The sequence below is a fragment of the Elusimicrobiota bacterium genome, assembly GCA_041660925.1.
Lineage (GTDB): Bacteria > Elusimicrobiota > Elusimicrobia > UBA1565 > UBA1565 > JBAZUV01.
In genome coordinates this window covers 87,109-98,852 of sequence record JBAZVI010000006.1, presented here as the reverse complement: position 1 = coordinate 98,852, position 11,744 = coordinate 87,109, and the positions used below count along the sequence as shown (strand labels likewise).

General features: G+C 71.0%; 11 protein-coding genes. 6 read left to right on the top strand and 5 right to left on the bottom strand.

Features of this window, described 5'->3' with window-relative positions:
• Positions 1-84 precede the first annotated feature (84 nt).
• From WC969_09830 to WC969_09820, 3 genes are all read right to left on the bottom strand, one after another.
• Positions 85-663, bottom strand: a complete 579-nt coding sequence (locus tag WC969_09830) for a hypothetical protein (GenBank protein MFA6030142.1) — start codon at positions 661-663, stop codon at positions 85-87.
• Positions 664-799: 136 nt separating this feature from the next.
• Positions 800-2,197, bottom strand: a complete 1,398-nt coding sequence (locus WC969_09825) for a hypothetical protein (GenBank protein ID MFA6030141.1) — start codon at positions 2,195-2,197, stop codon at positions 800-802.
• A 95-nt stretch (positions 2,198-2,292) separates the two neighbouring features.
• Positions 2,293-3,453, bottom strand: coding sequence for a hypothetical protein (locus tag WC969_09820; protein MFA6030140.1), 1,161 nt, complete (start codon positions 3,451-3,453; stop codon positions 2,293-2,295).
• 68 nt (positions 3,454-3,521) lie between these two features.
• Between WC969_09820 and WC969_09815 the strand changes: the two genes are divergently transcribed.
• The 6 genes from WC969_09815 (at position 3,522) to WC969_09790 (ending at position 8,439) form a co-directional block, all read left to right on the top strand.
• Positions 3,522-5,006 carry a phosphoglucomutase/phosphomannomutase family protein gene (locus WC969_09815; GenBank protein MFA6030139.1) on the top strand — a complete coding sequence of 495 codons (1,485 nt, stop codon included), beginning with the start codon at positions 3,522-3,524 and terminating at the stop codon, positions 5,004-5,006.
• 7 nt (positions 5,007-5,013) lie between these two features.
• A complete protein-coding gene (locus WC969_09810) occupies positions 5,014-5,304 on the top strand; it encodes a septum formation initiator family protein (GenBank protein MFA6030138.1) in 291 nt (96 codons plus the stop codon).
• Complete coding sequence (locus WC969_09805; GenBank protein ID MFA6030137.1) at positions 5,301-5,942, top strand: MBL fold metallo-hydrolase; 642 nt, start codon at positions 5,301-5,303, stop codon at positions 5,940-5,942. The genes WC969_09810 and WC969_09805 overlap by 4 nt, the downstream gene beginning before the upstream one ends.
• The gene (locus tag WC969_09800) at positions 5,939-6,583 is read left to right on the top strand and encodes an HAD-IB family phosphatase (protein MFA6030136.1); all 645 of its coding nucleotides are present in this window, start codon (positions 5,939-5,941) and stop codon (positions 6,581-6,583) included. The genes WC969_09805 and WC969_09800 overlap by 4 nt, the downstream gene beginning before the upstream one ends.
• On the top strand, positions 6,568-7,374 hold the full coding sequence (gene lgt / locus WC969_09795) for a prolipoprotein diacylglyceryl transferase (GenBank protein MFA6030135.1): 807 nt from the start codon (positions 6,568-6,570) through the stop codon (positions 7,372-7,374). The genes WC969_09800 and lgt overlap by 16 nt, the downstream gene beginning before the upstream one ends.
• Positions 7,375-7,500: 126 nt before the next feature.
• A complete protein-coding gene (locus tag WC969_09790; GenBank protein MFA6030134.1) occupies positions 7,501-8,439 on the top strand; it encodes an RluA family pseudouridine synthase in 939 nt (312 codons plus the stop codon).
• Between the two features lie 45 nt (positions 8,440-8,484).
• On the opposite strand, the gene WC969_09785 is transcribed toward WC969_09790, so the two are convergent.
• On the bottom strand, positions 8,485-9,639 hold the full coding sequence (locus tag WC969_09785; GenBank protein ID MFA6030133.1) for an FAD-binding oxidoreductase: 1,155 nt from the start codon (positions 9,637-9,639) through the stop codon (positions 8,485-8,487).
• Position 9,640: 1 nt separating this feature from the next.
• Positions 9,641-11,743: a 2Fe-2S iron-sulfur cluster-binding protein gene (locus WC969_09780; protein MFA6030132.1), complete on the bottom strand. Its 2,103-nt coding sequence runs from the start codon at positions 11,741-11,743 to the stop codon at positions 9,641-9,643.
• Between the last annotated feature and the right edge of the window lies 1 nt (position 11,744).

Genomic DNA, 11,744 nt, shown 5'->3' with positions numbered 1-11,744 from the left:
CGTCGGCGGCGCGCGTCTCCGTGGGGACGGGACTCCCCGCAGGAATACGACCGCGCGCGTATGGGGCTGGGGTGGTCGGAGGGGTTACTTGCGGCCGGAGCCCCACATCCGGTCGGCGGCGCCGGTGCGGGATTCGGAGGAGCCCTTGCTGACGGCTTTCTGTTCCGCGCGCATGCCGTTGACCTGGCCGGCCGACACGGTCTTCAGCGCGACGCTGTTCCAGTCCTTGTCGGCGGGGGCGGAGACGGCGTCGTTGGCCTTGGCGGGGATCGTCGAGGTCGGAAGAGCGAGGGTGGAGCCCACCGCGTCGCGCAGGGGCTCTCCCTGGTAGACGATGCTCCCGTCCTTGCCGCGGAGGGCGGAGACGACCCCGCCGTTCTCCTCGTCCACGATGCGGCCTTCCACGATCTTCTGGTTGAGCGGGTCTCCCAGCTCGGTGCGGCCCTTCAGCGGCTGGGGGAGGTTCGGCACGGCCTGAGGGGCCTTCACCTCATCCTTCTTCGGAGGGAGGATCGGCGCGGACCCGGTGGCGCCGCAGGGGTTGGGCCACATGCAGTTGGTGAACTTCCCGCGGGTGGGTGCCGGGGCGGCGGGCTTCTCCTGGGCGGCGGCGAAGGAGGTCACCGCGAGGAGGGCCAGTCCGGCGAGGAGTTTCGTGGTCATTGCCTTTCCTGTCCTCAGGATAGCCCGCGAGAGAGGCGGCGGAAAGTGTCGGAGGGCCCAGACGGAGAAGCCCTAGGGGCCTATGAGGAAATAGGACCCGGGGCCTATGAACGTCGCCGGGGGTTCGACGACGGGCTCAGTTGAGGGGAACGGGGGAGCAGGTGCCGTCTTTGTCGGGGGAGACTTCGGTGGAGCCCAACATGCCCGGCTTCTCTTTCACGCAGGCGACGCGGGGGGACAGGCCGTTGCCGCTGGTGACTCTTCCGGCCGTTTCCGTGAGGCCCTCGATGTTGTCGTCCCTCGCGCCGATCTTCACGGCGACATGCCCATCGTCCTTGAGGGTCCTGGCCTGGCGGATGGCGCTGTCGCCCGCGGCGAGGCCCTGCGTGTCGGAGCCTCCGAGCTGGGCCTCGATGAACTTCTGGGCGTCCATGACCCGGCTTCCTTCGGGGAGCACATCGTCGGGGTTGAAGGCCGCGGCGCCCTCGACGGTCGCCAGCACCGACTTCGTATAGCGGTCCTGGTCTCCGGGGTCCGTGAGAGTCATGGCCTTCCCCATGGGGGCGCTCACCTGTCCCTCGGCCTCCGCCGTCCGGCCACCGCCGGTCCCGTTCCCGAAGGAGGGGGTCTCGGGCTGGGAGACCGTGCCCTTCTCCGTCTCGGCGGCGCTCGCCTGGAGCGATTCCCTGATCGCCTGCTCCTTCTCGGCGATCGGGACCTCCGGGGAGTCGAGGTTGAACGCCGCGCCGAGGGAGGTGAGCGGCTTGCCGCCTTCGGTGGGCGCGGGGCAGAAGTTCTTCTGCGCGCTCAGCTCCGCGATGCGCTCCGGGGAGCAGGGCACTCCTCCCGGGCCGGGGCATTCCTTCGAGACCGCGGGGTCGGGCTCCGGGGAGGGGGGGCCCATGCATTCCCCTGCGGCGATGCAGGCGTTATAGGTGGGATATTTCCCCGCGGGGCCCGTCAGCGGGGTGTCCGGCGTCGATGCGTCCCCGCCCTTGAGGAGCTGGAAGGAGGTCATCAGCCCCTGGTTGGCGGGCACGCACATCGTGTCGTTGCAGAAGCCGGCGACGCCGGCGAGGTTGAAGGCCTGGTCCTGGGGGATCTTGTTCCCGCTGCCGTCCACGAAGTAGGCCTTCGGGTCGGCGGCGATCTTCATGGCGCCCTCGGCGAAGTTCGCCGCGTTGGCGCCGAGGTTCCCGTCCTTCTGGTAGGACTGCAGGAAGGAGTCCTTCATCATCTTCGCCTTGAAATCCGTCGGCTCCGCGGCCGGGGTCTGGGGGAGGGCCTCCGTCAGCGCGGCGTCGAGCTTCGGGGTGGGGAGGACCTTCTCGGCGTCCACCCCGTACTTGAGCTTGAGCTCCGCCCCGGCCGGGGTCGTCACTGCGGTGAGGCCCGGGCGGTTTTCCGTGAGTCCGGAGCCGAGCGTGATGCCGGTGGAGGACGGCTCGGAGGCGGTCCCTTCGGGGTCGGACGCGACGGCCTGCGCCCCCGCGAGGGCCGGGACGAGAAGTACGGCGGCGATGAGTCGGAGCATAACGCCTTTCCCGCGATAGTATAGGGGAGGGGCCTTGCGCGCGCAAGCCCAGAGGTCCCATAGCGCAATAGGACCAAGGGCCTATATTGGCGATATTACCGTTTCCGCGCCGCCAGGTCCAGGAGGCGCCCGGCGACCCTCGAGGGGAAGGGGGGGAGCGCGCCCAGGGCACGGACCCAGAGCGGCGCCCCGGGGGTCGCGGCCGGCGGGCGACGGCCGAGCAGCCGCAGCGCCGCCGCGGCGGCGCGTTCGGCGGCGGCCCACTCGAGAAGGGGGTCGTCGGCGAGCGCCGTCAGCAGGTTCGCGGCCCCGTCGTCCTCATGCCCGCGCAGGAAAGTCCCGCGTACGCGCGCGCGGCCGAGCTCGACCGGGGCTCCCGGGCCGGGCTCTCCGAGCCCCGGGAGCGTCCGGTTCAGAGTCCACAGCGCGGCCTCGTCGGCCTCGCGGGAACGGGGCGGCCCGGCGATGGGGCCCAGCAGGGAGCCCCCCTCGCAGGGGACCAGAACGAGGCGGGGTTCCCGTTCGTCGAGCAGGACGGCGTCCTCGCCCGGCGAGGCGCGCAGGAGCAGTCCGTGCTCGGCGCGGACCTCGAGGCCGAAGAGGCGGCAGCGCGCGCGTTCCGCCAGGGAGAGGGCCCGGGCTCCGGCGGCGTTGACGACGACGGACGGGCGGGCGGCGCCGCCGCGGCCGTCCGGCGAGCTCCAGCGCACTTCCGCGATCCTTCCTCGCGCGCGCTCGAACTCTCTCGCGCGCGCTCCGGGGAGGCGGAGTCCGCCCAGCGCCGTCCCTTCCTCCGCCCAGGTCCGCGCGAGCGTTCCGGGCGCGAGCCCCCACTCCTCCCATCGGAGGAGCCCGCCTCCCGCGCTCTCCGAGCGCGAGGGGAGTCGGGCGCGCGCCTCGTCGGCCGAGAGGACCCGTCCGGGAGCGGAGCGGCGCAGGGGGGCGAGGAGGTCGTAGGCGCGCCAGGCGCGTTCCGCGCCGATGCGTCCGAGCGGGAGGAGCAGCCCGCGGCGCCTCAGCAGGACGGGGTGGCGGCGGATGAGGCCGTCGAGCGCCTTCGCCCGCAGGGCGCAGAGGGCCGGGTCGCGGCGCAGGCTCTCGGGTCCCCCCGAGAGCAGGAGTTCGAGGGGGGAGTCGTCCGACTCCGGGTCCTCGTCGAGCCAGAGGGCCTTCAGGCCCAGCTCTCCGGCGCGGCGGAAGAGCGCCGCGGCGAGCGGGCTCGAGCCGGCGATCAGCAGGTCCGGGGCGGCGTCCATAGCGCCCATGATACATTACTCGCGCGCGCGGGTTGAACGCGGCCGTTCGATTTGATATCGTTCGCGCCATGTCCATCAAATTCGGGACGTCCGGTTGGCGCGCCATCTTCGCCGAGGACTTCACGGTCGACAACGTGCGTCGTCTCACGCACATCATCGCCGGCCACGTGAAGGAGAACCTCGAATTCGGCTTCATCAGCCCGGAATACGGGCAGTACGCGGGCCCCGAACGCACCTCGCAGCCGCCGGTCGTCATCGTCGGCTACGACACGCGCTTCATGTCGGAGACCTTCGCCCGCGAGACGGCCGAGGTCTTCGCCGCGGCCGGCATCCGCGTCTTCCTCGCGGATTCCGACACCCCGACCCCCGCGCTCGCCTGGGCGGTGCTCGAGCACAAGGCGGTCGGCGGGGTCGTCATCACCGCCAGCCATAACCCGGCGCAGTACAACGGCTACAAGTGGACCCCGTACTGGGGCGGACCGGCCACCCTGGCGGTCACCGAGGACATCGAGCGCCGGCTCGCCCTGCTCGGGCAGCACGCGATCCGCTCGATGAACTACGACAAGGCGCTGCGCGACGGCTGGATCGTGCCGACCGACTTCCGGAAAGGCTACTTCAAGAAGCTGCGCGGGATGTTCGACCTCAAGCGGCTGAAGGCGGCGCGCCTGCGGGTCGGCGTGGACGCGCTCAACGGCGCGGGGCGCAACTACCTGCGGCCCTTCCTCGAGGAGTGCGGCGTGGAGGTCTCGGCCCTCCACGAGGACCGCGACGTGCTCTTCGGAGGACATTCCTCCGAGCCTTCGCCGGAGATCCTCGGCCCGCTCGTCGAGCTCGTGAAGAAGAAGAAGCTCCACCTCGGCCTCGCCTGCGACGGCGACGCCGACCGCTTCGGCATCCTCGACGCCGGAGGCGTCTGGATCTCCCCCAACGACGTGCTCGCGCTCGCGCTCTATCACCTCATCGAGCACCGGGGCATGAAGGGCAACGTCGCGCGCAGCCTCATGACCTCTCACTTCGTCGACGCCGTCGCGAAGTTCCACGGCATGCGCGTGCGGGAGACGCCCGTCGGCTTCAAGTACATCGGGGACCTCCTGCGCGGCGGGGGCTTCCTGCTCGGCGGCGAGGAGTCCGGCGGCCTCTCCATGATCGGCCATGTGCCGGAGAAGGACGGCCCGCTCGCCTGTCTGCTCATGGCCGAGCTCGTCGCCTGCGAGGGCAAGCCGCTCGTGAAGATCCTGGATGCGCTGCATAAGAAGCACGGGTCGTTCTTCAACGTGCGCCACAACTTCCACCTCGAGAGCCTCGCCTTCGCCAAGGACCTCAACGACCGGCTCAAGCTCAAGCCGCCGACGGTCATCGGCGGAGCCTCCGTCTGGCGGATCGACGAGACCGACGGGTTCAAGTTCGTCCTCAAGGACGGACGCTGGCTCGGGATGCGTCTCTCCGGGACGGAGCCGGTCGTGCGCCTCTACGCCGAGGCCTTCGATAAGCGCTCGCTCGACGCTCTCGTCGAGGAAGGCCGCCGCATCGTCTTCGGCAAGGCGCGGAAGTAGCGTCCCGATGTCCCTGCGATGGGCGCGCGAGCGCTGGCTGCCTCTGGCGGCCGGCGCCGCGCTCCTCCTCCTCCTGGTCAACGGCGGCTTCCGCCGCCTCGTGCGCCAGAGCCTGGAACTGCGCTCCCTGCGGCGCGAGACCGCCGCGCTCAAGAAGGAAGAGGCCGAGCTTCGCGGCCAGGTCACCGCGGCGACCGGCGATGACCGCGAACTCGAGCGCAGCGCGCGCAAGGAGCTCGGCTACCTGAAGCCCGGCGAGGTCGAGTACCGCTTCCCGCCCCCCGAGAGGAGGAAGTGAGCCTCGCCGTCCGACGCCTTCAGCTCGGCCCCATGGCCAACTTCGTGTACCTCGTCGCCGACGAGGCGTCGAAGACCTTCGCGGCCGTGGACCCGGCCTGGGACGTGTCGGCCGTCTTCGCGGAGGCCGCGCGCGAGGGCTGGACCCTCGCGGCCGTCGTCCTGACCCACAACCACTTCGACCACAGCGACGGCCTCCCCGACGTCCTGCGCCGCTCCGACGTGCCGGTCTATGTCCACGCGGAGGACGCCTCCGCCGTCCGGGGGGAGGGGCGCCGGATCGTCGAGACCGGGGACGGGAGCGCGCTCGGCCTGGGGGACTCGCGCCTGGAGTTCGTCCACACGCCCGGGCATACTCCCGGCTCGCAGTGCCTGCGCGCGGGAGAGCGCCTCCTGACGGGCGACACCCTCTTCATCGGCGCCTGCGGACGCGTCGACCTCCCCGGCAGCGATCCGCGCCGGATGTACGCCTCGCTGCGCAAGCTCGGCGCGCTCCCCGACGACCTTCTCGTCATGCCCGGCCACGCGTACGGGCCGCGTCCCGCGGCCCGGCTCGGCGACGAGAAGCGCGAGAACCCCTATCTCGCGGGCGCCCTGCGCCTGCCGCTCGAGCGCTTTCTGAAGGAGGTGGACCCGTGAAGGGCTGGGCCGTCCTCCTCGATTTCGACGGCACGATGACGACGCACGACGTCTCCGACGCGCTGCTCGCGCGCTTCGGCGGGCTGACCCTCAAGGAGATCCTCGCCTCCTACGGCACGGAGGTCTCGGTGGCCGCCTGGATGCGCCGCAAGTTCCTGCGCGTGCGCCGGCCCGCGGGGGAGCTCGAGCGCTACGCGCTGCGGACCGTGCGCCCGCGCGCAGGTCTCGCCGCGTTCCTGCGCGCCTGCCGCGCGCGCCGCGTCCCGGTCGAGGTCGTCAGCGGCGGACTCGACCTCTACCTCGACCCCCTGCTCGCGCGCTGGGGCTTCGCGGGGCTCCCGCGCTGGCGCGCCACCACGCGCAGGACTTCCCGCGGGCTCGTCGTGCGCTACCCTTTCCTCCGCGGCTGCGGCATCGAGGAATTCAAGCGCCGCCGCGTGCTCGCCCACCGGCGGCGCGGCCGCCGCGTCCTCTTCGTCGGCGACGGGACGGGCGACCTGCGCGCCGCCCGCGCCGCCGACGCCGTGTTCGCGCGCGCACACCTGCTCCGACACTGCCGCCGCGCGGGAGTCCCCGCGCGGCCGCTGCGCGGCTTCGACGCCGTGCGGAGATATCTGGAGATCCCATGTTCCCCACGCTGATCCGGCTCGGCGGCTTCCGCGTCGCCACCTACGGACTCCTCGTCGCCGCCGGCTACCTCGCCGGCATCCAGTTCCTGGCCTCGCGTCGGGAGCGCATGGGGCTCGACGAGTCCTCGTTCTGGAAGATGATCTACTGGCTCTTCTTCGGCGCGGTGTTCGGCGGAAAGCTCCTCTACTGGGCCGTCGAGTGGCGCTCCGTGCTCGACGGCAGCCACCGCATCGTCGCGGACTTCCGCTACGGCTTCGTCTTCTACGGGGGCTTCCTCGGCGCCGCCCTCGTCGGCTTCCTCTTCGCGAGGCCCCTGAAGCGCCCGTTCCTGGGGCTGGCCGATTATTTCGCCGTCGCCCTGCCGCTCGGGCACGGCATCGGGCGCCTGGGCTGCCTCGCCGCCGGCTGCTGCGCGGGGAAGCCCACGACCCTTCCCTGGGGGCTGCGCTTCACCCACCCCGACTGCCTCGTCTCGGGCGACCTCCTCGGCGTGCCCCTGCATCCCGCCCAGCTTTACGAGGCCGCGGGGAACCTCGTCATCGCCCTCTTCGCTCTGCGCGTCCTCGGACGCGTCGAGCGGGGGGAGCGCCCGCAGGGTTCCGCCCTGGCCGTCTATCTCGCCGCTTACGCCGTCCTGCGCTTCCTGGTGGAGTTCTCCCGCGGCGACGACCGCGGCGGGGCGCTCGGCCTTTCGGTGTCGCAGTGGATATCTCTGTGTGTGCTCGCGGCCTCGGTTTTCCTGTACCGTTACCTTAACTCCCCTTCCTGCGGGAGGGGGGCAGGGGGGAGGGGGAACCTTTAGCCGTTCTTTCTCTTTCTCACACCCTTCGACGGGGATTGGGAGAGGGAACTGCTAAGATGTCATATGGCAAAAAGAGCCCCCCTTCCCGTTCCCTTCCTCGCGGGGAAGGGAGTTAAGGAAACGCAGATGACTAAACCGCTTGTTTTACACGTCCTTGTGGGCGGCTTCCGGCTCGACCGCTTCCTCGCCGACCGCGTCGACGGCTACAGCCGGAACTTCCTCAAGGACCTCGTGGACCGCGGCTGCGTGAGCGTCGACGGGACGCAGCGCAGCCCCGACTACCGCCTGCACGTCGGCGAGATCGTGCGCGTGGACTGGCCCGAGACGGGCTGGAACGGGACCTCGCTCGAGGACCGCGTGATCCACGAGGACGCGGACCTCCTCGTGCTCGACAAGCCCGCCGGCCTCATCATGCACCCGATGGGGGGCAGCTGGGAAGTCTCTCCCGAGGCCGCGCTCACCGAGCCCGAGCCCAACCTCGCCGGTCTCCTTCTCGGCTGGCGTCCCCAGGCGGCGCGCTCGGGCGTCGAGCGCTGCGGCCTCGTGCACCGGCTCGACCGCTGGACGAGCGGCGTGCTCCTCGTGGCGAAGCGGCCGGCCGCCCAGCACTTCCTGCTCGCGGGCTTCCGCGAGCGCACCATCCACAAGACCTACCGCGCGCTGGTGCTCGGCGCGCTCAAGCCGACCCGCGTCTCCGCTCCGGTCGGCCGCATCAGCGGCATGCGGCGGGTGCAGGCCACGCAGTGGGGCCGCGAGGCGGAGACCGCCTTCAAGTCTCTGGGCCTGCGCAAGGGCGTCTCGCTCGTCAGCGCCGAGCCGAAGACCGGGCGGACGCACCAGATCCGCGCCCACCTGGCGATGATCGGGCATCCCGTGATGGGCGACATGGAGTGGATCCAGAGCGCGGAGCGCGCCCGCATCCAGGAGCTCGGCCTCCCGACCCCTCCCCGCATGATGCTCCACGCCTGGCGCCTGAACCTGATCCACCCGCGCACCCGCAAACCCGTCGTCTTCACCGCGCCCCCGCCCAGGGACTTCAAGACCTACTGGGACAGCCTGAAATAGCCGCCGCCCGCCCCGGCCTCCTGCGCGGGGTGAGGCGGGCGACCGCTACTTCAGCTTTTCTTGTCCGGAGAAGTTGCGCTCGAGGCGGAAGCCGGAGAGGATCTCCCGGTCGACCGCGGACGGGGAGCCCGCGATGTGCGCCGCCAGCGTCTCTCCGAGGCCGGGGCCCAGCATGAAGCCCTGGCCGCACATGCCCACCGCCAGGACGTAGCCCTTCGGGGACGCCGGGAAGTCGACGATGGGGAAGCCGTCGGGGGTCATCGGGTAGAGGCCGCGCCAGGTGCGGCGAACCTTGAGCGTCGCCAGGTTCGGCATGAGCGAGATCATGCGGCGGGAGACCTCGGGCAGGAACTCGGAGGTGGAGCGCCGGTCATGACCCCAGATCGGCGGCTGGGGGGTCAGGCAGAAGACGATCTGCCCTTCCCAGTTCTGGTAGAAATAGTAGTTCTTGGACTTGTCGCCGGGACGGATGTCGACGACCATGGGGTCGAAGAAGCGCTCGGCCGGTTCGGTGATGCCCGCCTCGTGGCAGTCCGGCCGGACCGGGACCTTCACGCCGGCGAGCTCGGAGACGGCCGCCGCCTCGGCGCCCGCCGCGTTGACCACCCACTCCGCGCCGTAGCTCCCCAGCGGGGTGCGCACGCCTTTCACGAGGCCCTTCTCGACGAGGATCTCCGCGGCCGGTTCGTTGAAGCGGAAGCGGGCGCCGAGCTTCAGCGCGCGGCGGTAGAAGGCGTTGACGGAGAGGAGGGGAGAGGCCGAGCCGTCGTCCGGCGAGAAGGTCCCGCCGCGCAGGTCCTTCTCGGCGATGCCCGGCACCAGCGCCCGCATCCTCTCCGGACCGACCCAGTCGATGTTCAGCCCGAGGCCGCGCTGGACCTTGAGGAGCTCCCGGAGGACCTCCTCGTCGCGCTCCGCGTAGACGGGGAAGGCGTAGCCGCCCTTGATCCAGCCGATGTCGTCTCCGTGCTTCTCCTTCCAGCCGGAGAAGACTTCCAGGCTCCGCAGGCAGGCCTTGATCTTGGCGGCGTCGGAATGGGTCGCCCGGACCCCGCCGATGGCGCACTTGTTCTGTCCCTGTCCGGGGGAGGCGGCGGCTTCCAGCGTCAGGACCGCGAGGCCCCGCTCCGCGAGGGACATGGCGAGCGGCGTCCCGATGCTGCCCGCGCCGACGACGACGACGTCGAAGGAGTTCTCCATCCTAGAACCCGCTCCAGCGGGCGTTCTCGTCCGCCTGCGTGCGGCACTTCACGTTGGAGAAGGCGCCGAGGGGGACCTCGACGAAGAGCGGACGCCGCGTGAAGGCCGTGACCTCCTTCGGGTCGACGCCCTCGCTTCGGAAGACGTTCATGAGCAGGGCGGAGCAGGTCTTCGAGCCGCAGGCCCCCATCCCCGCGCGCGTGACGGCTTTGAGCTGGTTAAGGTCCCGGACGCCGGAGCGGATGGCGCGGCGGATCTCTCCGAGGCTCACGCGCTCGCAGCGGCAGAGGATGGTCGCGTCGTCGGCGTCCTTGAGCTCGGCGCAGGAGCGCGCTCCTTCCTCGGCCGTGTAGAGACGCAGCGAGGCGACGCGGTCCGCCGTCTCCGGGGGGGGCTTCACGACGACGAGGAGGGTGTTGTCGGCCTTGAAGTCCTTCACGTCCGCGACCTCGGCCTCGCCCAGGTCGGCGCCTTCCCAGCCGACCACGCGGACCTTGTCGCCTCGCTTCACGAGCCCGCGGCCGATCTCGAAGGGGACGGCCACCGTCGGGGCCTTCGCGTCCTTGCGGCGGTCCACCAGGGTCACCGCGAGGCCGGGGCAGACGATGAGGCACTTGAAGCAGCCGATGCAGTCCCCCGAGAAGCGGGGGGTGTCCATGATGCTGCTCCCCGAGAGCTGGATCGACTTCTTCGGGCAGACGGTCACGCAGGGGTTGCAGGGGATCTCCTGGTGGCAGTGCAGGACCGGGTAGACCGGGCGGTCGGGGCGCTCCTCGGAGGGGGCTTTCGTCTTCCCGGGCCGGGACTTGAGGACCTCGAGACGGTCGAACCAGAAGGGGGGGACGGGCGCGGCCATGACGCCGAGACTCTTGAGCACCTCGTGCGCCGTGATCTTCCCGCTGAACATGGCGGCCGAGGCCTCGGCGATCTCGCGGGCGTCGCCGCAGACGAAGGAGTCCATGCCCGCTTCGCGGGCCTGGAGGTGGAACTCGTCGACCGGGTTGAGGCCGACGGCGATGAGGAGGGTGTCCGCCTCGAAGGTCTTCTCGGTCCCGGGCAGGGGGCGGAACTTCTCGTCGACGCCGGCGACCGCGACGCGCTCCAGCTGGCCGTCCCCCTCGGCGCGAAGGACCGTGTGGCGCGTGAGGACCGGCACCCCCAGGCGCTTGATCTTGTCGGCGTGCACTCTGTAGCCGCCGCACTCCGCCTGCGCCTCGATGAGTCCGACGACCTGGATGCCGGCCTGCAGGGCGTGGTAGGCGGCGATGAGCCCGACGTTGCCGCCGCCGACGATGAAGAGGCGTTTCGCGGGCCGCACGAGGTCGCGGTTGACGAGGGTCTGGAACGCGCCCGCGCCGTAGACCCCCGGGAGGGTGTTCCCCGGGAAGGCGAGGGAGCGCTCGCGCGCGCCGGTGGCGCTGATCACGGCCTTGGGCCGGACGAGGACGTACTCCTCGCCCCGCAGGACCCCGACCTTGCGGTCGGAGAAGACGGCGAGGCAGGTCGCGTTCGTCCAGGCCGTGACGGAGGGGTACTCCTTGAGCTGGTCCTCGAGCTTCTCGGCGATGTCGATACCGCGGGTCCCGGCGTAGCAGTCCTCGACGGAGCCGAAGAACTTGTGCGTCTGCAAGACGAGCTTGCCGCCGAAGCGGGCCTTGTCGTCGACGACGAGCGTGCGCACGCCGAGCTTCCCGAGCTCGACGGCGGCGGCCAGGCCGGAGGGCCCTCCGCCGATGATGAGGGCGTCGATGTCGAGCTCCTCCACGCGGCCGAACTCCTGCACGCAGGCCGCGCGGGGGAGCCGGGCGGCCCCGCGCAGGGTCGTCGCCTTCATCCCCGCGCGCACCGGCGTGACGCAGGACTTGACGGCCAGGCCGTCGACGATGACGGAGCACTGGGCGCACTGCCCGTTGGCGCAGAAGATGCCCTGGGGGCTGGAGTCCTTCTCGTGGCGGCTGAAGACCTTCACGCCGTTGGCGAAGAGCGCGCTCGAGAGGACTTCGCCCTCGAGCGCCGTGCACTCCCGGCCGTCGAAGGTGAAGGAGACCGTGCCGCGCGGCGGCGGCTGGAGGACGGGGTGCTCGGTGATCCTCTCCACATGCATA